Source organism: Streptomyces sp. NPDC044064 (assembly GCF_056434245.1).
In genome coordinates this window covers 12489-36605 of the sequence record NZ_JBWKFN010000030.1, presented here as the reverse complement: position 1 = coordinate 36605, position 24117 = coordinate 12489, and the positions used below count along the sequence as shown (strand labels likewise).

At 71.6% G+C, this 24117-nt stretch carries 20 protein-coding genes, 1 tRNA gene and 2 pseudogenes; 18 read left to right on the top strand and 5 right to left on the bottom strand.

Annotated elements, in window-relative coordinates; genetic code table 11:
• Positions 1-193: 193 nt before the first annotated feature.
• Positions 194-1534, bottom strand: coding sequence for a UDP-N-acetylglucosamine 1-carboxyvinyltransferase (gene murA / locus AC07DS_RS36275; protein WP_393463844.1), 1341 nt, complete (start codon positions 1532-1534; stop codon positions 194-196).
• Positions 1535-1799: 265 nt separating this feature from the next.
• Between murA and AC07DS_RS36270 the strand changes: the two genes are divergently transcribed.
• The 9 genes and pseudogenes from AC07DS_RS36270 (at position 1800) to AC07DS_RS36230 (ending at position 11482) form a co-directional block, all read left to right on the top strand.
• Positions 1800-2372: a YqgE/AlgH family protein gene (locus AC07DS_RS36270; protein ID WP_186581645.1), complete on the top strand. Its 573-nt coding sequence runs from the start codon at positions 1800-1802 to the stop codon at positions 2370-2372.
• A 29-nt stretch (positions 2373-2401) separates the two neighbouring features.
• Positions 2402-2683 (top strand): DUF3039 domain-containing protein, encoded by a 282-nt coding sequence (locus AC07DS_RS36265; protein ID WP_031159440.1) that lies wholly within the window; start codon positions 2402-2404, stop codon positions 2681-2683.
• A 215-nt stretch (positions 2684-2898) separates the two neighbouring features.
• Positions 2899-3251: pseudogene (locus AC07DS_RS36260) on the top strand (ABC transporter permease family protein); the annotation flags it as partial.
• Positions 3252-3292: 41 nt separating this feature from the next.
• Entirely contained in the window at positions 3293-4936 is a 1644-nt protein-coding gene (locus AC07DS_RS36255) for a beta-N-acetylhexosaminidase (protein WP_479152362.1), read from the top strand.
• Between the two features lie 224 nt (positions 4937-5160).
• Positions 5161-6054, top strand: a complete 894-nt coding sequence (locus tag AC07DS_RS36250) for an FAD binding domain-containing protein (protein ID WP_145882559.1) — start codon at positions 5161-5163, stop codon at positions 6052-6054.
• Positions 6051-7658 (top strand): (2Fe-2S)-binding protein, encoded by a 1608-nt coding sequence (locus tag AC07DS_RS36245; RefSeq protein ID WP_479152360.1) that lies wholly within the window; start codon positions 6051-6053, stop codon positions 7656-7658. The genes AC07DS_RS36250 and AC07DS_RS36245 overlap by 4 nt, the downstream gene beginning before the upstream one ends.
• The gene (locus tag AC07DS_RS36240) at positions 7655-9964 is read left to right on the top strand and encodes a xanthine dehydrogenase family protein molybdopterin-binding subunit (protein WP_479152358.1); all 2310 of its coding nucleotides are present in this window, start codon (positions 7655-7657) and stop codon (positions 9962-9964) included. Before AC07DS_RS36245 ends, AC07DS_RS36240 begins: the two co-directional genes overlap by 4 nt.
• Positions 9961-10086 carry a hypothetical protein gene (locus AC07DS_RS36235; RefSeq protein ID WP_393463861.1) on the top strand — a complete coding sequence of 42 codons (126 nt, stop codon included), beginning with the start codon at positions 9961-9963 and terminating at the stop codon, positions 10084-10086. Before AC07DS_RS36240 ends, AC07DS_RS36235 begins: the two co-directional genes overlap by 4 nt.
• Before the next feature lie 235 nt (positions 10087-10321).
• Complete coding sequence (locus AC07DS_RS36230) at positions 10322-11482, top strand: SUKH-4 family immunity protein (RefSeq protein ID WP_479152356.1); 1161 nt, start codon at positions 10322-10324, stop codon at positions 11480-11482.
• 25 nt (positions 11483-11507) lie between these two features.
• Here AC07DS_RS36230 and AC07DS_RS36225 read toward each other — a convergent pair whose 3' ends face one another.
• Positions 11508-12296 (bottom strand): VOC family protein, encoded by a 789-nt coding sequence (locus AC07DS_RS36225; protein WP_479152354.1) that lies wholly within the window; start codon positions 12294-12296, stop codon positions 11508-11510.
• Between the two features lie 334 nt (positions 12297-12630).
• On the opposite strand from AC07DS_RS36225, the pseudogene AC07DS_RS36220 reads away from it, so the two are divergent.
• A pseudogene (locus tag AC07DS_RS36220) lies at positions 12631-12912 on the top strand (tyrosine-type recombinase/integrase); the annotation flags it as partial.
• On the opposite strand, the gene AC07DS_RS36215 reads toward AC07DS_RS36220, so the two are convergent.
• A complete protein-coding gene (locus AC07DS_RS36215) occupies positions 12795-13220 on the bottom strand; it encodes a hypothetical protein (protein WP_479152495.1) in 426 nt (141 codons plus the stop codon). The pseudogene AC07DS_RS36220 and the gene AC07DS_RS36215 overlap by 118 nt on opposite strands.
• A gap of 136 nt (positions 13221-13356) precedes the next feature.
• Here AC07DS_RS36215 and AC07DS_RS36210 point away from each other — a divergent pair, with 136 nt between their 5' ends.
• Positions 13357-14259, top strand: a complete 903-nt coding sequence (locus tag AC07DS_RS36210) for a hypothetical protein (RefSeq protein ID WP_479152352.1) — start codon at positions 13357-13359, stop codon at positions 14257-14259.
• Positions 14260-14504: 245 nt separating this feature from the next.
• Here the strand turns inward: AC07DS_RS36210 and AC07DS_RS36205 are convergent.
• A tRNA-Cys gene (locus tag AC07DS_RS36205) sits at positions 14505-14579 on the bottom strand.
• 201 nt (positions 14580-14780) lie between these two features.
• Between AC07DS_RS36205 and AC07DS_RS36200 the strand changes: the two genes are divergently transcribed.
• The 7 genes from AC07DS_RS36200 (at position 14781) to dapE (ending at position 22454) form a co-directional block, all read left to right on the top strand.
• Positions 14781-16208, top strand: coding sequence for an MFS transporter (locus AC07DS_RS36200; protein WP_479152350.1), 1428 nt, complete (start codon positions 14781-14783; stop codon positions 16206-16208).
• A gap of 52 nt (positions 16209-16260) precedes the next feature.
• Entirely contained in the window at positions 16261-16461 is a 201-nt protein-coding gene (locus AC07DS_RS36195; RefSeq protein WP_479152348.1) for a hypothetical protein, read from the top strand.
• Positions 16458-16832 carry a type II toxin-antitoxin system death-on-curing family toxin gene (locus AC07DS_RS36190; RefSeq protein ID WP_479152346.1) on the top strand — a complete coding sequence of 125 codons (375 nt, stop codon included), beginning with the start codon at positions 16458-16460 and terminating at the stop codon, positions 16830-16832. The genes AC07DS_RS36195 and AC07DS_RS36190 overlap by 4 nt, the downstream gene beginning before the upstream one ends.
• A 116-nt stretch (positions 16833-16948) precedes the next feature.
• Positions 16949-18748: a DEAD/DEAH box helicase gene (locus tag AC07DS_RS36185; protein ID WP_479152344.1), complete on the top strand. Its 1800-nt coding sequence runs from the start codon at positions 16949-16951 to the stop codon at positions 18746-18748.
• Positions 18749-19047: 299 nt separating this feature from the next.
• Positions 19048-19689 (top strand): IclR family transcriptional regulator, encoded by a 642-nt coding sequence (locus tag AC07DS_RS36180; RefSeq protein WP_145882553.1) that lies wholly within the window; start codon positions 19048-19050, stop codon positions 19687-19689.
• A 261-nt stretch (positions 19690-19950) separates the two neighbouring features.
• Entirely contained in the window at positions 19951-21402 is a 1452-nt protein-coding gene (locus AC07DS_RS36175) for an amino acid permease (protein ID WP_479152341.1), read from the top strand.
• Positions 21399-22454 carry a succinyl-diaminopimelate desuccinylase gene (dapE, locus tag AC07DS_RS36170; protein ID WP_479152339.1) on the top strand — a complete coding sequence of 352 codons (1056 nt, stop codon included), beginning with the start codon at positions 21399-21401 and terminating at the stop codon, positions 22452-22454. The genes AC07DS_RS36175 and dapE overlap by 4 nt, the downstream gene beginning before the upstream one ends.
• Here the strand turns inward: dapE and AC07DS_RS36165 are convergent.
• On the bottom strand, positions 22435-24003 hold the full coding sequence (locus tag AC07DS_RS36165; protein ID WP_479152337.1) for a PucR family transcriptional regulator: 1569 nt from the start codon (positions 24001-24003) through the stop codon (positions 22435-22437). The two genes, dapE and AC07DS_RS36165, sit on opposite strands and share 20 nt — an antisense overlap.
• Positions 24004-24117 lie beyond the last annotated feature (114 nt).

Here is a 24117-nt window from a genome sequence, read left to right as displayed (position 1 = left end):
AGGACGGACTCCCCCTGCCGCGCGAATGAAAAAAAAACGACAAAAAGGAAGCACCCCCACAGAAGCGTGGAGGGGGGACGCCCACGCGGTTTCTTCCCCCCCCCCCTTCGCGGTTGCGGTCAGAAACGGCCTCGAACTCCCCCACTCGCGGCTTCGCTCGAGCGGGGGGACCCCCAGGCCGGGCCGGTCGTCGTCAGCCGAGTGCCTTGCCCGGCAGTTCGACCTTCGCGCCGAGCTCCATCAGCTTCTCCATGAAGTTCTCGTAGCCGCGGTTGATCAGTTCGATGCCGTGGACCCGGGAGGTGCCCTCGGCCGCGAGGGCCGCGATCAGGTACGAGAAGCCGCCGCGCAGGTCGGGGATGACCAGGTCGGCGCCCTGCAGCTTGGTCGGTCCCGAGACGACCGCGGAGTGCAGGAAGTTGCGCTGGCCGAAGCGGCAGTCGGAGCCGCCCAGGCACTCGCGGTAGAGCTGGATGTGCGCGCCCATCTGGTTGAGCGCGGAGGTGAAGCCGAGCCGGGACTCGTACACCGTCTCGTGGATGATGGACAGGCCCGTGGCCTGCGTCAGGGCCACCACCAGCGGCTGCTGCCAGTCGGTCTGGAAGCCGGGGTGCACGTCCGTCTCCAGCGCGATGGACTTCAGCTGGCCGCCCGGGTGCCAGAAACGGATGCCCTCGTCGTCGATCTCGAAGGCACCGCCCACCTTCCGGTAGGTGTTCAGGAACGTCATCATCGAGCGCTGCTGGGCGCCGCGGACGTAGATGTTGCCGTTGGTCGCGAGAGCCGCCGAGGCCCAGGACGCGGCCTCCAGACGGTCCGACAGGGCGCGGTGGGTGTAGCCGCCGAGGCTGTCCACACCGGTGATGCGGATCGTGCGGTCGGTGTCCATCGCGATGATCGCGCCCATCTTCTGCAGAACGCAGATGAGGTCCTCGATCTCCGGCTCGACGGCCGCGTTGGACAACTCCGTGACGCCCTCGGCCAGTACGGCCGTCAGCAGCACCTGCTCGGTCGCGCCGACGGACGGGTACGGCAGCCGGATCTTCGTACCGCGCAGCCGCTGCGGCGCCTCCAGGTACTGGCCGTCCGCGCGCTTCTCGATGGTCGCGCCGAACTGCCGCAGCACGTCGAAGTGGAAGTCGATGGGCCGGCCGCCGATGTCGCAGCCGCCGAGGCCCGGGATGAAGGCGTGGCCGAGACGGTGCAGCAGCGGACCGCAGAAGAGGATCGGGATACGGCTGGAACCCGCGTGGGCATCGATGTCAGCGACGTTCGCGCTTTCCACATGGGTCGGGTCGAGTACCAGCTCACCGGGCTCCTCACCCGGTCGGACCGTCACCCCGTGCAACTGCAGCAGGCCGCGTACGACACGCACGTCACGGATGTCCGGAACGTTGCGCAGTCGACTCGGCGCGCTGCCCAGCAGGGCGGCGACCATGGCCTTCGGTACGAGGTTCTTCGCACCGCGGACACGGATCTCGCCCTCCAGCGGGGTTCCGCCGTGGACAAGCAGGACATCGTCGTTGACGGTCATGAATCTCGCGTTCCGATGAGTCGGGCAGGGGCCGGCCGATCACTTAGCGCGGGGGCCGGAGAGACAGGGTAATCGCCGATCGCCCCCCTGCCGTATGCCCAAGTACCACCCAGCCACGTCATAGGTGTGTCACAACACGAACCGTTCCGCACCGGGCACATGGGGTCACCACGCGCGGGGCTTGCGCCCACGCGCCCTGAGCTGCGTTCACCCGCACACCCGATTGGCTCCCCACGCCGGGGGAAGATGCGGGATCATGTCTGGCATGACCGAGGTGTCCTCGCTCACAGGGCGGCTGCTCGTGGCCACGCCCGCCCTGGCGGACCCGAACTTCGACCGCGCTGTGGTGCTCCTTCTCGACCACGACGAGGAGGGCTCCCTCGGTGTCGTCCTCAACCGCCCCACCCCGGTGGACGTGGGCGACATCCTGGAGGGCTGGGCCGATCTCGCGGGCGAGCCCGGCGTGGTCTTCCAGGGCGGACCCGTCTCGCTGGACTCGGCGCTCGGTGTCGCGGTCATCCCGGGCGGCGCCAACGGGGACCGCGCCCCGCTCGGCTGGCGGCGGGTGCACGGCGCGATCGGTCTGGTCGACCTGGAGGCGCCGCCGGAGCTGCTCGCCTCGGCCCTCGGCTCACTGAGAATCTTCGCCGGATACGCCGGCTGGGGTCCCGGCCAGCTGGAGGACGAGCTGGTGGAGGGTGCCTGGTACGTCGTCGAGTCCGAGCCGGGCGACGTCTCCTCGCCGGCCCCGGAGCGACTCTGGCGCGAAGTACTCCGTCGCCAGCGCAACGAGCTGGCGATGGTGGCCACGTATCCGGACGACCCGTCGCTCAACTGATGCCTGTGAGCTTCAGTACTCTTGCTGATATGAGCACTCTCGAGCCCGAGCGCGGGACTGGTACGGGGACCCTCGTAGAACCGACGCCGCAGGTGTCCCACGGCGACGGCGACCATGAGCGCTTCGCCCACTATGTCCAGAAGGACAAGATCATGGCGAGCGCCCTCGACGGTACCCCCGTCGTGGCGCTGTGCGGCAAGGTGTGGGTGCCCGGCCGCGACCCGAAGAAGTACCCCGTGTGTCCCATGTGCAAGGAGATCTACGAGTCCATGGGCAGCGGCGGCGACGACAAGGGCGGCGACAAGAAGTAGGGGTCTCCCCGCCCGGCCGAGGACGACAAGGCCCCCGGGACGCGTCTCGACGCGTCCCGGGGGCCTTTGTGTTTTCCGGCCACAGAGTGGTCGAGACCTCTTGTCGCCATGTTCATGTTGCCCATAGCCTCCCAGGGTGTTGTGCAGAGCAAAACGTTCATTGCATGTACTGCAACGCCCGTGGCGGTTCGTGGCGGAAGTCCCGGCCCTGCCGATCGCGGCCGCCGCCGCCGTCCCCGGACTCCTTCCGGCGGGTCTTCGGGCAGCAGCAATTCGGCCGTCACTTCGTCAACGGCGTGGTGGTGGCGGGCAATGCGGTGATCGCCCCGGCGTTGATCGCGTTTCTTGCCGCGACCACCGTCGCGCGATTCCGTTTCCGCTTCCGGACCGCCTTGCCGATCAGGTTTCGGGTGGCCCGGACGGTGCCCGTGGAAGGCCGCGGGAGATTCCTCCGGCAGATCCTTTTCCCGCTCGTCCTCCCGGGCCCGGTGGCGATGAGCGTGTTTCCTTCATCTCGGCCCGGAACGACTTCCTGTTCGCTGCCGGTCTTCTTCGTACTCGTACAGCGACGCCCGGTCTCGGGGCCGGGCGGAGCGGACAAGGACTGACGTGACGGACAACGTGGATCTGATTCCGGCTCCGGCGCGCTGTTCCCGGAACACCGCCGGCCGCACGAGCCTCGGCAGCGGTACGGCCCTCGAGGCGCGACCGGGCACGGAGGGCGTCGCGCGCTGGCTGCGCGCCACGGTCGGTGCCGCGACCGGACTGCCGTTCCCGGAGGCGGGCGAGGGTGCCGACCGGCTCGTGCTGAGCATCGAGCCCGACCTGCCGCCGGAGGGCTACCGGCTGGTCAGCGACGGTGGCCCGTACCGCATTCAGGGTGGCGGCGCGGCCGGTGTCTTCTGGGGGGCGCAGACCTTCCGGCAGCTGCTCGGCCCCGACGCGTTCCGCCGGGCGCCGGTGCGGCCGGGGCGGGAGTGGGACCTGCCGAGGGTCACCGTCGAGGATTCCCCCCGCTTCCGCTGGCGCGGTCTCATGCTCGACGTCGCCCGGCACTTCATGCCCAAGGAAGGTGTCCTGCGCTACCTGGACCTGATGGCCGCGCACAAACTCAATGTCTTCCACTTCCACCTGACGGACGACCAGGGCTGGCGGATCGAGATCCGGCGTCATCCCAGGCTGACCGAGGTCGCTTCCTGGCGGGCACGGACGAAATTCGGACACCGGGCTTCGCCGCTGTGGGAGGAGAAGCCGCACGGGGGTTACTACACCCAGGACGACATCCGGGAGATCGTCGCCTACGCCGCCGAGCGGCATATCACCGTCGTCCCGGAAATCGACGTGCCGGGCCACTCGCAGGCCGCCGTCGCCGCGTATCCGGAACTGGGCAACACCGACGTCACCGACACCACCGCCCTGACCGTGTGGGACACCTGGGGAATCTCGGCCAACGTGCTCGCCCCCACCGACACCACCCTGCGGTTCTACGAAGGGGTGTTCGAGGAAGTCCTGGAGCTGTTCCCGGCGGACGCCGCCGAGTTCTCCGCGTTCATTCACATCGGCGGCGACGAATGCCGCAAGGAGCAGTGGAGCGAGTCGGTGGCCGCCAAGACCCGCATCGCGGAACTCGGACTCGCCGACGAGGACCAGTTGCAGTCCTGGTTCATCGGGCACTTCGACAAGTGGCTTACCGCGCGCGGGCGTCGGCTCATCGGCTGGGACGAGATCCTGGAGGGCGGACTCGCGCCGGGAGCGGCCGTGTCCTCCTGGCGCGGCTACGGCGGCGGCGTCGCGGCCGCGCGGGCCGGGCACGACGTCGTCATGTGCCCGGAGCAGTACGTCTACCTGGACCACCGGCAGGCCCCGGGCGAGGACGAGCCCGTGCCGATCGGCTTCGTGCGCACCCTGGATGACGTCTATCGGTTCGAGCCGGTTCCGCCCCAGCTCAGCGCGGCGGAGGCCCGGCATGTGCTGGGTACTCAGGCCAACGTCTGGACCGAGGTGATGGAGGACGCCGCGCGGGTGGACTACCAGACCTTCCCGAGGCTCGCGGCCTTCGCGGAGGTCGCCTGGAGCAGGCTTCCCGCCCCGCAGGAGCGGGACTTCGCGGACTTCGAGCGCCGTATGGCCGCCCACTACGGGCGACTTGACGCCCTCGGCGTCGCCTACCGGCCGCCCACCGGGCCGCGGCCTTGGCAGCGGCGCCCCGGTGTGCTCGGCCGGCCGCTGGAGGGACCGCCTCCGAACAGATAACGGAAAAAACCTGTCGGCATCACCGAAGAGTGGCAATCGGAATACACGGGCGAAGCAGTGTGAAAACGGACCATCTACCCGATGAGGTGGGCGAATGCCTCCTAGCGGACCCCCGCGTTCGGGTCTTGCGAAGATGTGCCAGAGTTGCCACGTCCGCCCTGTGAGCACGTACCGTACGGCCACACAGGAGGGACCAGGTGGGGCAGCGGGAAGGGGCAGCCGGTTTGACCACGCACGCACCGCAGGCGGCGCAGGCCGTCACGCTGCCCACGACACTGGACGAGGCCGTGGCGGCCCTCACCGCCATGCCCACGGCCGTCCCCGTGGCGGGCGGCACCGACCTGATGGCCGCAGTCAACTCCGGCCAGCTCAGGCCCGCCGCCCTGGTGGGCCTCGGGCGGATCAGCGAGATCCGCGGCTGGCAGTACCAGGACGGCCACGCGCTGCTCGGCGCGGGCCTCACCCACGCACGCATGGGCCGCCCCGACTTCGCGGCCCTGATCCCGGCGCTCGCCGCCGCCGCGCGCGCCGCGGGCCCGCCGCACATCCGCAACGCGGGCACCCTGGGCGGCAACATCGCCACCGCCGCCCCCACCGGGGACGCGCTGCCGGTGCTGGCCGCCCTGGAGGCGACGCTGATCATCGCGGGCCCGGGCGGAGCCCGCCGGGAGATCCCGGTGTCGCACCTGCTGGCCGGCGTGGAGATGCTGCGCGGCGGCGAGCTCATCGGCTTCGTGCGCGTGCCGCTGCTGCACGCCCCGCAGGTCTTCCTCAAGGCGACCGGACGTACCGGCCCGGGCCGTGCGGTCGCCTCCGTGGCCCTGGTGCTCGACCCGGCCCGGCGCGGGGTGCGGTGTGCCGTCGGTGCCATAGCGCCGATGCCGCTCAGGCCCCTGGAGGCCGAGCAGTGGGTCGCCGGGCTCATCGACTGGGACAACGACCGCGCGCTCGTCCCGGAGGCCCTGAACGCCTTCGGGGAGTACGTCGCCGCGGCCTGCATCCCCGACCCCGTACCGGAGCCGGACGGTTCCGTGACCCCGCTTCCACCCGCCGTACTGCACCTGCGGCGCACCGTCGCCGCGCTGGCCCGACGAGCACTGGGGAGGGCACTGTCGTGACCGACGACCAGCACGGAGAGGGCACGTCCCAGGGCGGCGGCCGCTGGGACCCGCTGCCCCAGGGCGACTACGACGACGGCGCCACCGCCTTCGTCAAGCTCCCCGAGGGCGGCATCGAGGCCCTGCTGTCCGGTGACAGTCCCCTGGCCGCACCCGGCCACGGCTACGTGCCGCCGCAGATAACGGCGACCCACGGGACGAGCGACCCGGCCGCCACCGGCAGCTGGACCGTGCCCGGCGACGGCCACCAGTGGCCCGACCCGAACGCCGTGCCCCAGGAGCAGGCGGCGGACGACCGGTTCACGTATCACCCCGCCGCCACCCAGCAGTGGACCTTCGAGGAGCCCGCGGCCCCGTCCGGGCCCGGGCACGACGTCACCGGGCAGTGGTCCATCCCGGTCGCTGGCGGCGATCTCCCGGACGAGTCGGGCGAGTTCACCACGTCCTCGCTGGTCGAGCAGTGGGGCGGCACCCCGCCGGCCACCCTGCCCGGCGGTGCGTCGGCGCCCTGGGCGACGGAGCCCGCGGACGGGCCCTGGGGGCAGCCGGAGCCCGGCGCCGAACCCCACATGGCCGACGCGTCCCCGGCGCCGGAGTTCGCGCCCCCGGCGCCGTACGCCGCCACAGCGCCCGCACAGGCCCCTGAGGGCCCCGCTGACGGCCCGGCGCGGCACGGTGAGCCCGGGGCCCCACCGGCCGCACAGGAGGCCGTGGAAACGCCGGACACGGCCGCACCCCCGGCCCCGGCGGACCCCGTGCCCCCGGCCGGCGCGGTGGACACCGAGCCGGAAGCCGCCGAGGCGGACCCGGCCGGCCCGCCGGAGGACACCGGGACCGCGGACCCGGCCGAGCCCGCGGCACACGCCCCGGCCCCGGAGGACCCGGCGGCCTCCGGGCCCGACGCTGTCGAGGACCCGGACCGGACCGCCCAGGGGCCGCAGGACGACCATCCCCTCGCCTCGTACGTGCTGCGCGTCAACAGCACCGAGCGGCCCGTCACCGACGCCTGGATCGGCGAGTCCCTGCTGTACGTCCTGCGGGAGCGGCTGGGCCTCGCCGGGGCCAAGGACGGCTGCTCGCAGGGCGAGTGCGGCGCCTGCAACGTGCAGGTGGACGGACGCCTGGTGGCCTCCTGCCTGGTACCGGCGGTCACCGCGGCCGGCGCCGAGGTCCGTACCGTCGAGGGCCTGGCCGTCGACGGGCAGCCCTCCGACGTGCAGCGGGCGCTCGCCCGGTGCGGTGCCGTGCAGTGCGGTTTCTGCGTGCCGGGCATGGCGATGACCGTGCACGACCTGCTGGAGGGCAACCCGGCGCCGACCGAGCTGGAGACCCGGCAGGCCCTGTGCGGCAACCTGTGCCGCTGCTCCGGCTACCGGGGCGTCCTGGACGCCGTCAGGGAGGTCGTCGCCGAACGCGAGGCGCACACCGCCGCCGACGCCGGGACGGGCGGCGACGAGGCACGTATTCCGCACCAGGCGGGCCCGGGCTCCGGCGGCGTCAACCCGTCGGCGTTCGAGGCACCCGGTGTCTTCGACAGTCCCGGCACCTTCGGCGCACCGGGACCGCACGACCAGCACTACGGCCAGGACGGAGGCCAGGCGTGAGCAACGAAGCCGCCACCGCGACCACCGCGGCCGAAGCGGCCCCGGCGGCCGAGCCGCTGCCGCACGGCCTCGGCGCCTCGCTGCCGCACGCGGACGCGCGCGCCAAGACCGAGGGCACCTTCCCGTACGCGGCCGACCTGTGGGCCGAGGGCCTGCTGTGGGCGGCCGTCCTGCGCTCCCCGCACGCGCACGCGCGCATCGTGTCCATCGACACCACCCACGCGCGCGAGATGCCCGGCGTACGGGCCGTCGTCACCCACGAGGACGTGCCCGGCACCCCCCGGTACGGCCGGGGCACACCCGACCGCCCGGTGTTCGCCTCCGAGGTCGTACGCCACCACGGCGAGCCCATCGCGGCCGTCGCCGCCGACCACCCGGACACCGCGCGGATGGCGGCCGCCGCCGTCATCGTCGAGTACGAGGTGCTCGACCCGATCACCGACCCGGAGCAGGCCTTCGAGGCCGAGCCCCTGCACCCCGACGGCAACCTGATCCGGCACATCCCGCTGCGCCACGGCGACCCGGACGCGGTCGGCGAGGTCGTCGTCGAGGGCCTCTACCGCATCGGCCGCCAGGACCCGGCCCCCATCGGCGCCGAGGCCGGTCTCGCCGTGCCGCGTCCCGACGGCGGCGTGGAGCTGTACCTGGCCTCCACCGACCCGCACACCGACCGCAACACCGCCGCGGCCTGCTACGGCCTGTCCCCCGATCGGGTGAAGATCGTCGTCACCGGGGTGCCCGGCGCCACCGCCGACCGCGAGGACCAGGGCTTCCAGATCCCGCTCGGCCTGCTCGCCCTCAAGACCGGCTGCCCGGTGAAGCTCACGGCCACCCGCGAGGAGTCCTTCCTCGGCCACGCCCACCGCCACCCGACCCTGCTGCGCTACCGCCACCACGCCGACGCCGACGGCAGGCTGGTCAAGGTCGAGGCGCAGATCCTCCTCGACGCGGGCGCCTACGCCGACACCTCCGCCGAGGTCCTCGCCGCGGCCGTCTCCTTCGCCTGCGGCCCGTACGTCGTCCCGAACGCCTTCATCGAGGGCTGGGCCGTACGCACCAACAACCCGCCCTCCGGCCATGTGCGCGGCGAGGGCGCCATGCAGGTGTGCGCCGCCTACGAGGCGCAGATGGACAAGCTCGCGAAGAAGCTGGGCGAGGACCCGGCCGAGCTGCGCCTGCGCAACGTGCTCGCGACCGGGGACGTCCTGCCGATCGGCCAGACGGTCACCTGCCCGGCGCCGGTGGCCGAACTCCTCCAGACGGTCCGTGACCACCCTCTTCCGGCGCTGCCCAAGGACACGCCCGAGGAGGACTGGCTGCTGCCCGGCGGCCCCGAGGGTGCGGGCGAGCCGGGCGCGGTGCGCCGGGGCGTCGGATACGGCCTGGGCATGGTGCACATGCTCGGCGTGGAGGGCGCCGACGAGGTCTCCACGGCGACCGTGAAGGTCCACGACGGCGTCGCGACCGTGCTGTGCGCGGCCGTGGAGACGGGACAGGGCTTCAGCACCCTCGCCCGCCAGATCGTCCAGGACACGCTCGGCATCGACGAGGTGCACGTCGCACCGGTCGACACCGACCAGCCCCCGGCGGGCGCGGGCTGCCGCGGCCGCCACACCTGGGTCTCCGGCGGCGCGGTGGAACGCGCGGCCAAGATGGTCCGCGCGCAACTGCTGCAGCCCCTGGCGCACAAGTTCGGCATGTCGACCGAGCTGCTCCAGATCACCGACGGCAAGATCACCTCGTACGACGGCGTGCTGTCGACGACCGTCACCGAGGCGATGGACGGCAAGGAACTGTGGGCCACCGCCCAGTGCCGCCCGCACCCCACCGAGCCGCTCGACGCCCAGGGCCAGGGCGACGCCTTCGTCGGCCTCGCCTTCTGCGCGATCCGCGCGGTGGTGGACGTGGACATCGAACTCGGCTCGGTCCGGGTGGTCGAGCTGGCGGTCGCCCAGGACGTGGGCCGGGTGCTGAACCCGGCACAGCTGGCCTCGCGCATCGAGGCGGGCGTCACCCAGGGCGTGGGCATCGCCCTCACCGAGAACCTGCGGACGGCCCGCGGCCTGATCCGCCACCCCGACCTGACCGGATACGCCCTGCCGACCGCGCTGGACGCGCCGGACATCCGGATCGTGAAGCTGGTCGAGGAGCGGGACGTGGTCGCCCCCTTCGGCGCCAAGTCGGTCAGCGCGGTCCCGGTGGTGACGTCACCGGCGGCGATCGCCTCGGCCGTCCGCGCGGCGACGGGCCGCCCGGTCAACCGCCTCCCGATCCGCCCGCAGGCCGCGGTGGTGACCCCGCAGTGACCACGCCCCCCGAGGAACCCCGCTACGAACCCCCACCGAGCGTGGGCAAGTTGTTCCTGTGGATCCTGATCTTCGCCGTGGCGGCCCTGGCGGTCGTCCTGGGCGGCATCTACTTCACCTGAGGGACGGGGCCGCCAGGCACCGGTGTGACGGCGTCCGGCGGGCCGACGGTCGCGCGACTCCTGGCAGCAGTGGAACGGGCGAGGGCCGCCCGGCGTCCTTTCCCACGGGCGTTGTCAGTGGTGCGGCGTAGTGTTCCGGGCAATGGGGGACCACCGCTCTCCGAGGGAAGCCGGAGTGCGGCCGGGCATGCCCAGCCCCAGGGACCGACGCACCGAGGAAGATCGCGGGGGAGCGATGAGCACGACCGATGCCGGGGTGCCGGCGATCACGCTGACCGAGGCGGAGCTGGACCGGTACGTCACGCACGCGCCGACGCGCGGCCTGCTCACGGGCCCCGGACTGCCCACGGACACCGACCTGTTGACGTTCTCCCCGCTCCGCACGCACGGCCTGCGCACCCTCGGCGACGCCACGGACGGCCCCTTCCACCTCGCGGAGGAGCTGCGCAGCCGCCTGGTGATAGGCGAACTCCTCAACCCCGCCGGCATGGAGCGCGAGTCGATCCTGCTCGACGGCGACACGGGCGAGCTCACGACCGCCTACCTCGTCGCCCCGTCCGACCCCCGCCCCTTCGCGCCCTCCCTCGACACCCTCCTGCGCTTCGCCGCCGTCACGGAGGAACTCGCGGGCCTGCGCGGCCGTTTCTCCTCCCTGTCGGGCCAGTACGGCCCCAAGACCGTGACCGAGGCCTCCCGCCGCCTCCTCGCGCTCTTCGAGGAGGGAACGGACGGCGACGTCCCGCCGTACTGGAAGGCCGCGGCCCTGATCCGCCCGCTCGCCCTCATCGCCGACCCCGGAACCACGTCAGGCCTCACCCTGGACGTCCCCGCCCGCGTCCTGGACCAGGAGTTCGGCCACGGCCGGGTGGCCCGCTTCGAGGAGGTGGATTTCCCCACCACGCTCACCCACGAGCCGACCCGCCGTTTCCTGCGGGAGACGGGCCTGCCGGAGGAGGCGGTCCTCTTCCACGCCGACACGGACGTCCCGCTGCCGACCCTCACCGAGTACTTCAGCGGCGAGCGGGCCGAGGAGTACCCCCTGGAGGATCTCCCGGCCCACTCCGACCACCTGATCCGCCTCGGCTACCTGGTCGAGGACAACAGCCTGGTCATCGACGGCAGAACGGGCGCGATCCTCACCTTCAGCGAGCCGGAGGCGACGCTCTACCCCCTGAACACCGACGTCTCCACGCTGGCTTTCACCCTCTGGCTCCTGCACCACGAGCGCACGATCGACGAGCACCTGGGCAACGAACTGACGACCGACGCCTACGACCAACTGGCCGCGGCGATGATCCAGACCCTGACCTCGATCGACCCCACGGCCCTGTCCGGGAACACCGACTGGCACTACTGGACGGAACTGTTCCAGGACGAGGCGGGCGGGGTGCTCTGAGGCGCGTGGCGCGCAGACCGCACGCTCAGCCCATGGCGGTCCTGATGACGGCGAAGGGCGCACCGGCGGGGTCGAGGAACATGGCGAAGCGGCCGATCCCCGGCGCGTCGGTGGTCGGGATGAGGACGGTGGCCCCGGCGGCGGTGGCTCCGGCGAACGTGGCGTCGCAGTCGCTCACCTCGAAGTAGGGATGCCACTCCGCCGTCGATCCGGCGTCGAGGTTCTCCTGGGGCAGCTGCATCAGCCCGCCGTGGTTCCCCTCCCCGCCGGCACCGGACGGGGCCAGGAGCGTGTACGTCAGCTCCGGGCCCATCGGCACATCGGTCATCCGCCAGGAGAAGACCGACCCGTAGAACGCCTTCGCCGCGGCCGCGTCGGAGGTGTACAGCTCGGCCCAGGACAGACTGCCGGGGACACCGACGGCCTCCAGGCCGCTGGTCCCGCCCGGCTGCCAGACGGCGAAGTCCGCGCCCGTGGGGTCGGTGAAGGCGGCCATCCGCCCGAAGGAGAAGACGTCCGCCGGAGCGACCCGGACCCTGCCGCCCCCCTGCTCCACGGCCTTGGCGGTGGCGTCGGCGTCCGGCGTGTGGAAGTACACCGTCCAGGAGGGACTCGCCCCCTCCTCGGTGAGCGGACCGAGACCCGCGACCGTCTTCCCGTCCCGCTGGAAGAAGCCGTAGCCGCCCGCCTCCGGTCCCGCCGAGCGGAAGTCCCAGCCGAAGACGGCGGCGTAGAAGGCGGCGCTCGCGCCGGTGTCCGGGCTCCCCAGATCCAGCCAGTTCGGAGCGCCCGGCATGTATTCGGTCGTCAGCATGGTGTGGTCCTCCACCCTGGGTTCGGCACGCCGCCGCCCGCCGCAGCAGCCCGGGCGAACCGCGTTTCTCGGGTCCGCACTGAGAAACGAATACGGCTCCGCGGGGTTTCGGCCCATGGAGAAGGCAGCGGAGGCCGTGGCGGGAATCGAACCCACGTAACTCGCTTTGCAGGTTTGTCCGGGCTGGTCAGAGGGTGATCCAGAGCCGCTCGCCGACGTTCAGGGCCGTACGGACATGGTGATCGGCAGAGCCGTGTGAGCGGCCCTGGACGGCCGCGAACGGGGATGAACGAGACGGAAACTGAGACGACGGAAGTCCGAATTTTGCTTGCTGGAATGGGCTGAGTGGAAGACCCTCCTGGCAGAGGCGAAGGTCCGGGACGGGCGTCTGCACGACGCGCGGCACACGTCAGCGACGGTTCTGCTGATCCTCGGTGTCCCCGAGCGTGCCGTCATGGGCCTCATGGGGTGGTCGACCACTGCCATGGCCGCTCGGTATCAGCACATGGTGGACGCTGTGCGGGCTGACATCGCGAGGCAGGTGGACGGTCTGATCTGGAAGACCGAGGGCCTCCGGCCGGACGGCGATGATGGCGCGCTCGGACCGGTCACCTGAGACGAGGCCTGAAAAGACGAACACCAGGGCGGCGCCCTTCCGGGGGCGCCGCCGTGCTCCTCGAACCGCTCCTCGACCCACAGCGCGGTCTGGGTGCCCTGGTGCTTGACCACTCCCGGCGAGATGCCGAGCCGGAACGTGCCGGGGACCGGCTTACCCTCCGGCGTGTGCGGTAGGACGTCCAGCGGGCTGGGGCCGGGCGAGGGGTAGTCGATGGCGCCGGTGTCGATCCCGACCGGGTACCGGTCGGCCGTCGCGGCGGTCTTCATCAGCTTGCGGTCCAGGCAGATTCGCTGGTTCGCGAGCACGACGGCCCGGATGTCGGGGCACCATGCCGCCGGGCCTCATGGGCTGGTTCATCACTCGTCCAGAGCCTGTACGCGTGCAATCCCAACCCAACCGGTGTCCATTGGGGGGCGAGTCGTTCGAGAGTGGGGAACCAGCGTGGCTGATCCGAACCAGCAGGACCAACAATCGCGATCGCCGACTCTGGGTGAGCGCTTCGATAACTTCTTCAAGAAGAACCCTGTTCCGGTCTTGCTGATTTCCCTAGCGAGCGTTGTGACGGCGATCAGCACTCTTATCGCAGCTATTGGTGTAGTCGCCTTCTGGTACAACCATAGAGACTGGAGGAAGGTGGAATACGCAAAGCTCAGAAATCTCCGGGCAGGCTATACGTATGAAAAATTCGAGGAACAACTCGGTCGCCCTTCCTACCGTGCAATTTGGAATGTGCGGCCGCCTGCTCTTCCGGGTAATCCAGGGCTACCAACCATTTCCGGGAAGGTGACAGAAAGCGTCTTCCAGAGGCACGGCTATTGGGTCGACACGATGAGCGATTCAGCCGGCACTATTTTTGCCTATGCTGTTACAGCGTGCCAGAAGGATTTTAGGCCAACCTTTTCTTTTTGGGCTGGAAATGGTCCCGAGCCTTCTCGGATCGTCCTGAACCAGTCTGTGATGTCGGGGGTCTACGGAAGCTCTACCGGCACCCTGAAAATCTTCACCCCCGACGGAACTGCAATCAACTATGTTTTCGAGACGGAAGATCCTAGCGATGCAAGCGGATTCAAGGGATATGCCTGGGGATTGAATGACGAGTGCGGCAATTGGAGTGACAGGCAGGGGGAGAGCCCCAACTGGAATGATTGGTATATCAGTCACGCGCGCGGAGGAGTAACTCCTCAGCGCAATGGCGTCCTTACTCCTGATTTTTCGGCCTTGGATAAGGCTGGCCGCGATCTCGCCGCTCAATCGGTCATTAACACCTACGCAGAGACAGCGAACTACACAAGCTGGGATATTTATCCTGATCAAATCGGCGTAAGTCGAAATGTGGGCCAGTGAAGCGCATTCGGGTGAACCTTGGCCGAGTCGATAGAGTCACGGGTAGGCAGGCACCGGTGAAGGCTCAGCGATTCGGCGCTCCAGAGAGCATGCCTGTGATGAAGGGCAGAGCTGCGAGTAGCATCCCGACATCGCTATCGCCTGGTGCCCATGAGCGGGCGGGCCCATACGGGCCAACTGAGACGGGCCAGTGGAGGGGCGGCACCCTCCGCGGGTGCCGCCCTTCGTTTCGCCTGGTCAGGCAGTGGAGGCCGTGGCGGGAATCGAACCCACGTAACTCGCTTTGCAGGCGAGCCCCTAAACCACTCGGGCACACGGCCGTGTCGGTCGCCTTTGGGGGCGGGCCGAACTCGGTGCGTCGACCGTATGGCGGGGCCGAGGACCCGTTCAAGGCAAACCCCGCCCCTGCAACAGGACTGCCACACCGCGTTCATGAAACGGCGGGTGTACGACCAAGGTCGCAGGTGGGGTGGGACTACCGACAGGGGTCATATGCGGTTGTGGGCCTTACGCTGGCGAGCATGAGTGCCCTTGAGTCCCCTGACACCGCTGTTGTGGATGATGCCGTCGGCAGAGACGGCGGTGTGCTGGGCAGGGCCTATCGGGCGCTCAGTGTCGGGATCGTCTCCGTCGTGCTGCTCATAGCCTTCGAGGCGACCGCGGTGGGGACGGCGATGCCCGTCGCTGCGCGGGAGCTGGACGGTGTGGCGCTGTACGCGTTCGCCTTCTCGGGGTACTTCACGACCAGCCTGTTCGGGATGGTGCTCGCCGGGCAGTGGTCCGATCGCAAGGGCCCGCTCGGGGCGCTGACCTCGGGGATCGCCGGCTTCGCCGCAGGGCTCGTCGTCGCCGGGACCGCGCAGGGCATGTGGGTGTTCATCCTGGGCCGGGCCGTGCAGGGCTTCGGCGGCGGGCTGGTCATCGTCGCGCTGTACGTCGTGGTCGGCCGCGCCTACCCCGAGCGGCTGCGGCCCGCGATCATGGCGGCCTTCGCCGCGGGGTGGGTCGTACCGTCCATCGTCGGCCCCCTCGCCGCGGGCGCCGTGACGGAGCACCTCGGCTGGCGGTGGGTCTTCCTCGGCATTCCGGTGCTGGTCGTCTTTCCGCTCGCGCTGGCGCTGCCGCAGATACGGCGCAGGGCGTCGGGCCCGGTGGCCGGCAGCGAGGCCTCCGGCTCCTTCGACCGGCGCCGTATCCGGCTCGCCCTCGGCATCTCCCTGGGCGCGGGACTCCTCCAGTACGCCGCCCAGGACCTGCGCTGGCTCTCCCTGCTCCCCGGCCTCGCCGGAGCCGCCCTGCTCGTGCCCGCCGTCCACGGCCTCCTGCCGCGCGGCACCTACCGCGCCGTCCGCGGGCTGCCCTCCGTCGTGCTGCTGCGCGGGGTGGCCGCCGGGTCCTTCATCGCCGCGGAGTCGTTCGTGCCGCTGATGCTGGTCACCCAACGGGGGCTGTCGCCGACGCTGGCCGGATTCTCACTGGCCGCGGGCGGGGTGACCTGGGCGCTGGGCTCGTGGGTGCAGTCCAGGCCGCGCATGGAGCAGCACCGGGACCGGCTGATGACGGTCGGGATGGTGCTGGTCGCCGCCGCGATCCTCGCCGCGCCGAGTGTGCTCGTCGAGGCCGTGCCCGTCTGGACCGTCGCCGTCGCCTGGGCCTTCGGCTGCTTCGGCATGGGCCTGGTGATCGCCTCCGCCAGCGTGCTCCTGCTCCAGCTGTCGGCGCCCGAGGAGGCCGGCGCCAACTCCGCCGCCCTGCAGATCTCCGACGCCCTCTCCAACGTGGTCCTCCTGGCCGCGACCGGTGCCGCCTTCGCCGCTCTGGGCGGTGGCAGCACCACGGCCACGGCGGCCGACCCCACCCGCCCCGCCGCCTTCGCCGCCGTGTTCCTGCCGATGGCGGGGGTGGCGCTGGTGGGGGCGTGGGTGACGACACGGGTGCGGGAGCGCTGAGCCCGCGGCAAATCGGTCGCCGAGCCGTGCCGCCGGGCCCTGGCCTTCCCGCATGTACGAGCTGACCCTCTCCCTCGGCCCCGCCCTCCGGCAGGCGCTGGACGACCTCGCGGACGCGTCCGGACGCCGTACCGAGGAGGTGGTGCTGGAGGCCGTACGCCGGTATCTGGACGAGGAGGGGGCGGCCGTGCGCACCCACGCCGAGCGTCTCGCGCTGAGCCACGCCGACCTGCTGCGGAGGCTGGGCGAATGAGCCGCCACCTCACGGTCACCGACGTCACGGCCATCGCCGAGATCGCCTTCGGCGGCCGGCCGCCCGAGGCCCGGGAGCCCGGGCTGCTGGCCTCCGCCGTGCACCGGCCGCGCGCCCGGATGTTCGGTACGGCCGCCTACGAGGACCTGTACGAGCAGGCCGCCGCCCTGCTGCACGGCCTCGCCGCCAACCACCCCTTGGTCGACGGCAACAAGCGCACCGCCTGGCTGGCCACGGCCACCTTCCTCGCCCGCAACGGGGTCGATCTCGCCGGCGTCGACCAGGACAGCGCATACGACCTGGTCATCGACGTGGCCTCCGGCGACCTCGGCGACATCCCGCAGATCGCGGGGCGGCTACGGCAGTTGTGACGTGGGTCCCACCCACGGGCGACCCGGCCTCGTCCGGGCGTTGACGGGGTGGGGCGCCGGTAGGGTGGCCCGGTTGTCATACGTAGCCGCCGCCCAACCCCCCTTCCACGGAGACCGTGACTACCACCGCCGCTTCCTCGACGCACTCCCACCATCTCTCGCCCGCCTTCCCGGGCCGCGCGCCCTGGGGTACCGCCAGCAAGCTGCGTGCCTGGCAGCAGGGGGCGATGGAGAAGTACATCCAGGAGCAGCCGCGTGACTTCCTCGCGGTCGCCACGCCCGGCGCCGGCAAGACGACCTTCGCGCTGACCCTGGCCTCCTGGCTGCTGCACCACCACGTCGTGCAGCAGGTGACCGTGGTCGCGCCGACCGAGCACCTGAAGAAGCAGTGGGCCGAGGCCGCGGCGCGGATAGGGATCAAGCTCGACCCCGAATACAGCGCGGGCCCGCTCGGCAAGGACTACGACGGGGTCGCCGTCACGTACGCCGGTGTCGGCGTCCGCCCCATGCTGCACCGCAACCGGGCCGAGCAGCGCAAGACGCTCGTGATCCTCGACGAGATCCACCACGCCGGTGACTCCAAGTCCTGGGGCGAGGCGTGCCTGGAGGCGTTCGAGCCCGCGACCCGCCGGCTCGCGCTGACCGGTACGCCGTTCCGGTCCGACACCAACCCCATCCCCTTCGTCACGTACGAAGAGGACAACGCCGGCATCCGGCGCTCCGCCGCCGACTACACCTACGGGTACGGCAACGCCCTCGCCGACCATGTCGTCCGGCCGGTGATCTTCCTCAGCTACAGCGGCAACATGCGCTGGCGCACGAAGGCCGGTGACGAGATCGCCGCCCGGCTCGGCGAGCCGATGACCAAGGACGCGGTCAGCCAGGCCTGGCGCACCGCCCTCGACCCGCGCGGTGAATGGATGCCCAGCGTGCTGCGCGCCGCCGACCAGCGGCTGACCGAGGTCAGGAAGGCCATCCCGGACGCGGGCGCGCTCGTCATCGCCTCCGACCAGGAGTCCGCGCGCGCCTACGCCAAGCTGATCCGCGAGATCACGGGGACCAAGGCGACGCTCGTGCTGTCCGACGACGCCGGCGCGTCCGGCCGGATCGACGAGTTCAGCGGCAGCAACGACCGCTGGATGGTCGCGGTGCGAATGGTGTCCGAGGGCGTCGACGTGCCGCGGCTCGCGGTCGGGGTGTACGCCACCACCATCTCCACTCCGCTGTTCTTCGCCCAGGCCGTCGGGCGTTTCGTACGGTCCCGGCGGCGCGGCGAGACCGCCTCCGTGTTCCTCCCGACCATCCCCGACCTGCTCACCTTCGCCAACGAGATGGAGGTGGAACGGGACCACGCCCTCGACAAGCCGAAGAAGGAGGGCGAGGAGGACCCGTACGCCGAGTCCGAGAAGGAGATGGACGAGGCGAACAAGGAGCAGGACGAGGACACCGGCGAGCAGGACATGCTGCCGTTCGAGGCGCTGGAGTCCGACGCCGTCTTCGACCGGGTGCTGTACGACGGCGCCGAGTTCGGGATGCAGGCCCACCCCGGGAGCGAGGAGGAGCAGGACTACCTCGGCATCCCCGGACTGCTGGAGCCCGAGCAGGTGCAGCTGCTGCTGCAGAAGCGGCAGGCCCGGCAGATCGCGCACAGCCGCAAGAAGCCGGACTCCGAGGCCGACCTGCTCGAACTGCCCGCCGAGCGGCGGCCGGTCGTCAGCCACAAGGAGATGATGGAGCTGCGCAAGCAGCTCAACACGATGGTCAGCGCGTACGTCCACCAGAGCGGCAAGCCGCACGGGGTCATCCACACCGAGCTGCGGCGGGTGTGCGGGGGGCCGCCGAGTGCGGAGGCGACCGCGGGACAGCTGCGGCAGCGGATCGCCAAGGTCCAGGAGTGGGCCACCCGTATGAGGTGACCCCACCTCCGTGTGCGTATCCCGTCCGTGCGTGTATGCGGACGAATGCTGGCAGTCCATCCCCACCCTTGCCCGGATTCTGGACGGAGACTTCCGCTCAGCGAACCGGCTTCGCTACTGTCCCGCTACGCACACGCCCCGTGGCAGCGCCGCCGCGGAGCGCAGCCGTGAAGCGACATGGTCCGGAGCCGCCGGACCGTCCTGCCGATCGGCCGCCTCTGAAGCGCGTCGCCGACGGGACTCGGTCACGCATCCGCCGCCCAGAGGCTGCCGACCTCACCGCCGAAGGAGTGGGCGTCGTGACCGCGGAGACATCCCAGACGCTCGACCGGGGACTACGTGTCCTCAAGCTGCTGGCCGACACGGACCATGGCCTGACCGTCACCGAGCTTTCCAACAAACTGGGCGTGAACCGGACCGTGGTGTACCGGTTGCTCGCCACGCTCGAGCAGCACGCGCTCGTACGCCGTGATCTGGGCGGGCGAGCCCGCGTCGGGCTCGGGGTGCTGCGGCTCGGCCGGCAGGTGCATCCGCTGGTACGGGAGGCCGCGCTGCCCGCACTGCGCTCGCTCGCCGAGGACATCGGGGCGACGGCGCATCTGACACTGGTGGACGGGACGGAGGCGCTGGCGGTCGCTGTCGTCGAGCCGTCGTGGACGGACTATCACGTGGCCTACCGCGCCGGTTTCCGGCATCCGCTGGACCGGGGAGCCGCGGGCAGGGCGATTCTCTCCGCGCGACAGTCGCCGTCCGCCGATCCCGGCTACACGCTGACGCACGGCGAGCTGGAGGCGGGCGCCAGCGGCGCCGCCGCGCCGCTCATCGGTGTGACGGGTGTCGAGGGCAGTGTGGGCGTGGTGATGCTCGCGGACTCCGTCCCGGAGCGGGTGGGGCCGCGGGTGGTCGACGCGGCGCGGGAAGTCGCCGAAGCGTTGCGCTGAGCGCGGCTTGTGGCCGGGGGTGCGTCCGTCTCGGGTACGGGTGCGTTGTGGCCGGTCGCGCCCGCGCGGCGGAGCCGCATATCGATGCAGCCCGCGCCCCTTGAGCTACGCGCCGTCCGCCACCGAGGCACCGTCGGACCAGCGCTTTGGCCATCCCGCTAATCCGAGCTCCCAACCTTTGGCCGTTCCCCTCACCCTCTGCCGGACCCCCCTCCGCATCATCAAGGGCCATACAAGCCCCGATGCGGAGGGAGCGGCACGGTGGAAAGAGTCGGGACCAGGCCACAGGCCGAGGGACGGACAGGGAAGAACAGGCTCACCCGGCGGCAGGCCGTCGGCACGCTCGTGGGCGAGGCCGCTGCCAGTCCGCTCCGGCGGACCATGGGAGTCGCCCAGCTCACGCTGCTCAGCGTGGGGGCCACACTCGGTACCGGCATCTTCGTCGTGCTCGGGGAAGCCGTCCCGAAGGCCGGCCCCGCGATCGTCGTGTCGTTCGTGCTCGCCGGAGTGACCGCCCTGTTCTCGGCGCTCTCCTACGCCGAGCTGGCCGGCATGATCCCCGGCTCGGGATCGTCGTACAGCTACGCCTACGCCACCCTCGGCGAGCTGGTCGCCTGGGTGTGCGGGTGGTGTCTGATCCTGGAGTACGGGGTGTCCGTGGCCGCCGTGGCGGTGGGCTGGGGGCAGTACCTCAACGAGCTGCTCGACCTGGTCTTCGGCGTCACCCTGCCCGACTCGCTCAGCGCCCCGCCCGGACTCGGGGGCACCCTGAACATCCCGGCCGCCCTCATCGTCGTACTCGCCATGGTCGTGCTGCTGCGCGGGGCCAGGGAGAGCGCGGTCGCCAACACCGTCATGGTCGGCGTCAAGATCGCCGCGCTGGTGATGTTCTGCGCCGTCGCCTTCACCGCCTTCCGCGCCGGGAACTTCCACCCCCTCTTCCCGCTCGGCGCCGCCGGCATGAGCGCCGGGGCGGCCTCCCTGTTCTTCTCCTACATCGGCTTCGACGCCGCGTCGACGGCCGGTGAGGAGGCCAGGAACCCCCAGCGGGATCTGCCGCGCGCGATCATCCTCTCCCTCGTCCTCGTCACCGCCCTGTACGTCCTCGTCGCCGTGGCCGCGCTCGGTGCCATGCCGTGGAAGCAGTTCGGGGGGACCGAGGCGACCCTGAGCCAGGTCCTCGTGCGGTCCGTCGGCGGCGGGAACCTGTGGCCGGTCCTGCTGTCGATCGGGGCCGTCGTCGCCACCACCAGCGTGGTGCTCACCGTGCAGTACGGGCAGATCCGCATCCTGTTCGCGATGGCCCGGGACGGGCTGGTGCCTCCGCTGTTCGCCAAGGTCCACCCGCGTACCGGGGTGCCGCGCGCCAACACCGTCATCGTCTCCGGCTTCATCGCCGTACTCGCCGCCCTCGTCCCGCTCGGCAGCCTCGCCGATGCCACCAGCATCGGCACGCTCTTCGCGTTCATGCTGGTCAACCTGGCCGTCGTCATCCTGCGCCGGCGCAGCCCGGGCACCCCGCGCTCCTTCCGGGTCCCGCTCTCGCCCTTCACGCCGCTGCTCGGTGTCGGGTTCTGCGTCTACATGCTGTTCAGCCTGGGCACCGACACCTGGATCGCCTTCGGGGTGTGGATGGCGGCCGGGCTCGTGATCTACGGCCTCTACGGCATCCGGCACTCCAAGCTCGACGCACCGCACGAGGACCCCGCATGACCGCTCTCGATCTCACCGCCGATGTCGTCACGCTCACCCGGGCCCTCGTCGACCTTCCCTCCGAGAGCGGGGAGGAGCGGCGGATCGCGGACGCCGTGGAGACGGCCCTGCGCGCCCTGCCCCACCTCACCGTCGACCGGGTCGGCGACTCCGTCGTCGCCCGCACCACCCTCGGCCGGCCCGAACGTGCCCTGCTGGCCGGTCACCTGGACACCGTCCCCGCCGCCGGGAACCTGCCCTCGCGGCTCGACGGCGGGCGCGTCCACGGGCTCGGCGCCTGCGACATGAAGGGCGGGGTGGCGGTGGCGCTGCGGATCGCCGCGACCGTCACCGCACCCGTCCGCGACCTCACCTACGTCTTCTACGAGTGCGAGGAGGTCGAGGGGGAGCGCAACGGGCTCGCCCGGATCGGCGCCGCGCGGCCGGAGCTGCTGGAGGAGGCCGGTCTGGCGATTCTCATGGAGCCCTCCGACGCCGGTGTCGAGGCCGGCTGCCAGGGCATCCTCACCGCCGACATCGTCGTGAAGGGCGCCCGCGCCCACACCGCCCGCGCCTGGCGTGGCGTCAACGCCGCCCACAAGGCCGCACGGGTGCTCCAGCGGCTCGACGAGCACACGCCCGAGCGGGTCGTCGTGGACGGGCTGGAGTACCGGGAGGGACTGAGCGCGGTCGCGGTGCGCGCCGGGGTCGCCGGGAACGTCGTACCGGACGAGTGCGTGGTCACCGTCAACTGCCGATTCGCGCCCAGCCGTTCGCCCGAGGAGGCGGAGGCGTACGTGCGCGGGCTGTTCCCGGAGTACGAGGTCCGGGTCACCGAGGTCGTCGCGGGGGCCCTGCCCCGGCTGGACCGGGTCGGCGGCCTGGTCGCCGCGCTCGGCGCCGAGCCCCGGCCCAAGCTCGGCTGGACGGACGTGGCCCGGTTCGCCGCGCTCGGCGTGCCCGCGCTCAACTACGGCCCCGGGGACCCGTCGCTGGCCCACACGGCGGGCGAGTACGTGCCCGTGGAGCACCTGCGGCAGTGCGAGGAGCGGCTCAGGCGGTGGCTCCGCTGAGCCCGGCCAGCGCCCTCAACTGAAGCCACAGCACCAGCCGTTCGTCGGGGTCGTCCAGGTCGACCCCGGCGTGCTGCTGGAGTTGTCTGAGCCGGTACCGGCAAGTGTTGGGGTGCACGGCGAGCAGCTTGGCCGCGCCCGCCATGTCGCAGCCCGCGTCGAACCAGCACACCAGCGTGCGGGCGTACTCCGTGCCGTTCGCGGCGTCGTACGCCAGCACCCGCCGCCACGCGCCCGCGCTCAGCTCCCGTCGCTCGCCCATCACTTCGGCGAGCCGCAGCAGTGTCACACGCGGGCGCACCTCGTCCACCGTGGCGACCGGCAGCTCCGCGTCCAGCACCCGCAGCACCAGGTCCGCGTCCGCCCGGGAGTCCGCGAGGCCGGCCGGGTCCGGCACCACCTCGCCCAGCGCCGCCCGCACCGGCACCCGCAGCGCCTGTCCGGCCCGCCCGACGATGTCCTCGGCCAGCGTCCGATGGCTGTGTCCATCCGTTCGCCTCCGGGGCGCTTCAGCCGGGAGTACCGCGTACACCACCCCGTCCACCAGCACGCACGCGTGCCGCCCGTAGCGCGCCTCGCACTGCAGGCGTACGACGTCCAGCAGGCGCAGCGCGGTCCGTTCGGCGTCCGGGACGCTCGCGGCGGAGTCCAGCACGAACGCGGCTACCCGGGCCGGGCCCGTGACACCGAGCCGCTGGGCGGCCGTCGGCGCGTCCGTCGTGCCCTCCAGCAGGCGGCGCAGCAGATCGCTGCCCCGGTGCCGCGCCAGTTCGCGGGCCGCGCGGGCTCGGAGCAGGAGCAGGGCGGCCGTGGAGGCGCCCTGGACGAGGGTGTCCTCGGCGTCGGGGGCGAGCGAGCCGCCGTCGATCACCCAGACGGAGCCGAGCGTCTCCCCGCCGGCCCGCACCGGCATCGCGAGCCGGGGCAGACCCGAGCCGGTCAGCGCGGGCAGCCGCACCGGCCGGTCGGCCGCGAACAGCCGCCGGTACTGCTCGGTGTTCTCCGCGCTGGGCGGCACCTGCAGGCCGAGGATGCCCTGCCGCCGGTCCTCGTCCACCTGCTGCCCGGGGACGGTCGAGTAGGCCAGGATCCGCTGCCGCGGGTCCTCGATCGCCGTGGCCCCGCCGGTGCCCGCCGCGATCGCGTCGGCCAGCGCGAACAGATCACCGAGGCCGGTGTCGGAGGCGGTGGCGGGCCGCGCGCCGATGGCCGAGGCCAGCAGCAGGTGCACCTGGTGCCAGGCGGCGTCCTCGGCGACCGACAGCAGGGCCACGCCGTGCGCCTCCGCCTCCTCGACCGGCCCGTCCGGGCCCCGCACCACCACACCGGTCAGCCCGGCCTCCGCCGCCGCCCGGACCAGGGGACCCGCCTGCGCCGCCGGCACCCCGACCGCCAGCAGCAGCCCGCCGGGCAGCCGGGGGAGCGGGGTCCGGCCGTCGTGGAGCACCGCCTCGGTGACCGGTACGCCCTGCCCGGCGGGGGCGGTGTGCAGGTGCAGGGCGGGGCCGCCGACGACGTCCAGCAGGTCGCCGAGGGTGCACGCGTCCATGGAAGTCCTCGCGGGGTCGGCTTGGCTGATGCTGCAACGAACGTACGCATCCCTTGGCCGCTCGCACAACACGCGGCTCCGCGTGGCCTCCGAGACTCGTCCCATGACAGCAGG

Coding starts and splice junctions, on each gene's coding strand:
- AC07DS_RS36270 (WP_186581645.1), top strand. CDS start 1,800: ATGACCGAGGTGTCCTCGCTCACAGGGCGGCTGCTCGTGGCCACGCCC.
- dapE (WP_479152339.1), top strand. CDS start 21,399: ATGACCGCTCTCGATCTCACCGCCGATGTCGTCACGCTCACCCGGGCC.
- AC07DS_RS36200 (WP_479152350.1), top strand. CDS start 14,781: ATGAGTGCCCTTGAGTCCCCTGACACCGCTGTTGTGGATGATGCCGTC.
- AC07DS_RS36190 (WP_479152346.1), top strand. CDS start 16,458: ATGAGCCGCCACCTCACGGTCACCGACGTCACGGCCATCGCCGAGATC.
- AC07DS_RS36225 (WP_479152354.1), bottom strand. CDS start 12,296: ATGCTGACGACCGAATACATGCCGGGCGCTCCGAACTGGCTGGATCTG.
- AC07DS_RS36195 (WP_479152348.1), top strand. CDS start 16,261: ATGTACGAGCTGACCCTCTCCCTCGGCCCCGCCCTCCGGCAGGCGCTG.
- AC07DS_RS36165 (WP_479152337.1), bottom strand. CDS start 24,003: ATGGACGCGTGCACCCTCGGCGACCTGCTGGACGTCGTCGGCGGCCCC.
- murA (WP_393463844.1), bottom strand. CDS start 1,534: ATGACCGTCAACGACGATGTCCTGCTTGTCCACGGCGGAACCCCGCTG.
- AC07DS_RS36230 (WP_479152356.1), top strand. CDS start 10,322: ATGAGCACGACCGATGCCGGGGTGCCGGCGATCACGCTGACCGAGGCG.
- AC07DS_RS36265 (WP_031159440.1), top strand. CDS start 2,402: ATGAGCACTCTCGAGCCCGAGCGCGGGACTGGTACGGGGACCCTCGTA.